This window comes from Streptomyces sp. P5F9, assembly GCF_057961495.1.
In genome coordinates this window covers 1-1,844 of the sequence record NZ_JBXVPZ010000848.1, presented here as the reverse complement: position 1 = coordinate 1,844, position 1,844 = coordinate 1, and the positions used below count along the sequence as shown (strand labels likewise).

The window sequence follows — 1,844 nt, the reverse complement described above, 5'->3', positions numbered from 1 at the left end:
GCGGATCGCGCCGCAGATCCAGCGCCTTGAGCGAGTCGGGCATCATCCCGAGCCACAACTCCCCGTCCAGGAACCGCCGGAGCCGTTCCACCTCTTCCGCACCGAGGTGACGGAGGTCGTGCGGACCTACGTCGAGGACGAGACGTATCTCGTCACTCAGGTCTGGCATCCCGGAGAGCCGGTGCGCACTCTCAAGCGGACCTGAGCCTCAAGACAGGCTTACTCCCACTCGATCGTGCCCGGCGGCTTCGACGTGATGTCGAGGACCACCCGGTTGACGTCGGCGACCTCGTTCGTGATGCGGGTGGAGATCTTCGCGAGGACGTCGTACGGCAGGCGCGACCAGTCGGCCGTCATGGCGTCCTCACTCGACACCGGGCGCAGGACGATCGGGTGGCCGTAGGTGCGGCCGTCGCCCTGGACGCCGACGCTGCGGACGTCCGCGAGGAGGACCACCGGGCACTGCCAGATGTCGCGGTCGAGGCCGGCCGCGGTCAGTTCCTCGCGGGCGATCGCGTCGGCCTCGCGGAGGAGGTCGAGGCGGTCCTTGGTGACCTCGCCGACGATCCGGATGCCGAGGCCGGGGCCCGGGAAGGGCTGGCGCTGGACGATCTCGTCCGGGAGACCCAGCTCCTGGCCGACCATCCGGACCTCGTCCTTGAACAGCTTGCGGAGCGGTTCGATGAGCTGGAATTCGAGGTCTTCGGGGAGGCCGCCCACGTTGTGGTGGGACTTGATGTTGGCCGTGCCGGTGCCGCCGCCGGACTCGACGACGTCCGGGTAGAGCGTGCCCTGCACCAGGAACGCGACCTCGGGACCCGCATCCGCGATGATCTCGGCCTGCGCCTGCTCGAAGACGCGGATGAACTCGCGGCCGATGATCTTCCGCTTCTGCTCCGGGTCGGAGACGCCGGCGAGCGCGGTGAGGAAGCGCTCCTCCGCGTCCACGACCTTCAGCTGGACGCCGGTCGCGGCCACGAAGTCCTTCTCGACCTGCTCGGTCTCGCCCTTGCGCATCAGACCGTGGTCGACGTAGACGCAGGTCAGCTGGGAGCCGATGGCCTTCTGGACGAGGGCGGCCGCTACGGCGGAGTCGACACCGCCGGACAGACCGCAGATGGCGCGCTTGTCGCCGACCTGCTCGCGGATCGCGGCGACCTGCTCGTCGATGACGTTGCCGGTCGTCCAGTTCGGGGTGAGGCCCGCGCCGCGGTACAGGAAGTGCTCCAGGACCTGCTGGCCGTGCGTGGAGTGCATGACCTCGGGGTGGTACTGGACGCCGTAGAGCTTCTTCTCGTCGTTCTCGAAGGCGGCGACCGGGACGACGTCCGTGGACGCGGTGACCGTGAAGCCCTCGGGGGCGGCGGAGCAGGCGTCGCCGTGGGACATCCACACCGACTGCTCGTCCGGGGTACCTTCGAAGAGGGTGGAGGACGCCTTGGAGACGTGCAGTTCCGTACGGCCGTACTCGCGGGCGCCGGTGTTGTCGACGGTGCCGCCGAGGGTCGTGGCCATGAGCTGGAAGCCGTAGCACATGCCGAAGACGGGGACGCCGGCGTCGAAGAGTTCGCGGTCCAGGCGGGGGGCGCCCTCCGCGTACACCGACGAGGGGCCGCCGGAGAGGATGATCGCCGCCGGGTTCTTGGCGAGCATCTCCGCCACCGGCATGGTGCTCGGCACGATCTCGCTGTAGACCCGGGCCTCGCGGACGCGGCGGGCGATGAGCTGGGCGTACTGCGCGCCGAAGTCGACGACCAGGACGGTGTCGGGGGCGGGGGTCGCTGACACGGTAGCCTTCCGGCGGTTGGGCGGGGTTCTGGTCATCGATTCTAACGGGGCTCGGG

1 protein-coding gene and 1 pseudogene are annotated in these 1,844 nt (G+C 69.4%); one reads left to right on the top strand and one right to left on the bottom strand.

Features of this window, described 5'->3' with window-relative positions:
• A pseudogene (locus tag AC31A1_RS50830) lies at positions 1-205 on the top strand (pyridoxamine 5'-phosphate oxidase family protein); the annotation flags it as partial.
• A gap of 14 nt (positions 206-219) precedes the next feature.
• Here the strand turns inward: AC31A1_RS50830 and guaA are convergent.
• Positions 220-1,824: a glutamine-hydrolyzing GMP synthase gene (gene guaA, locus AC31A1_RS50825; RefSeq protein WP_489659821.1), complete on the bottom strand. Its 1,605-nt coding sequence runs from the start codon at positions 1,822-1,824 to the stop codon at positions 220-222.
• Positions 1,825-1,844 lie beyond the last annotated feature (20 nt).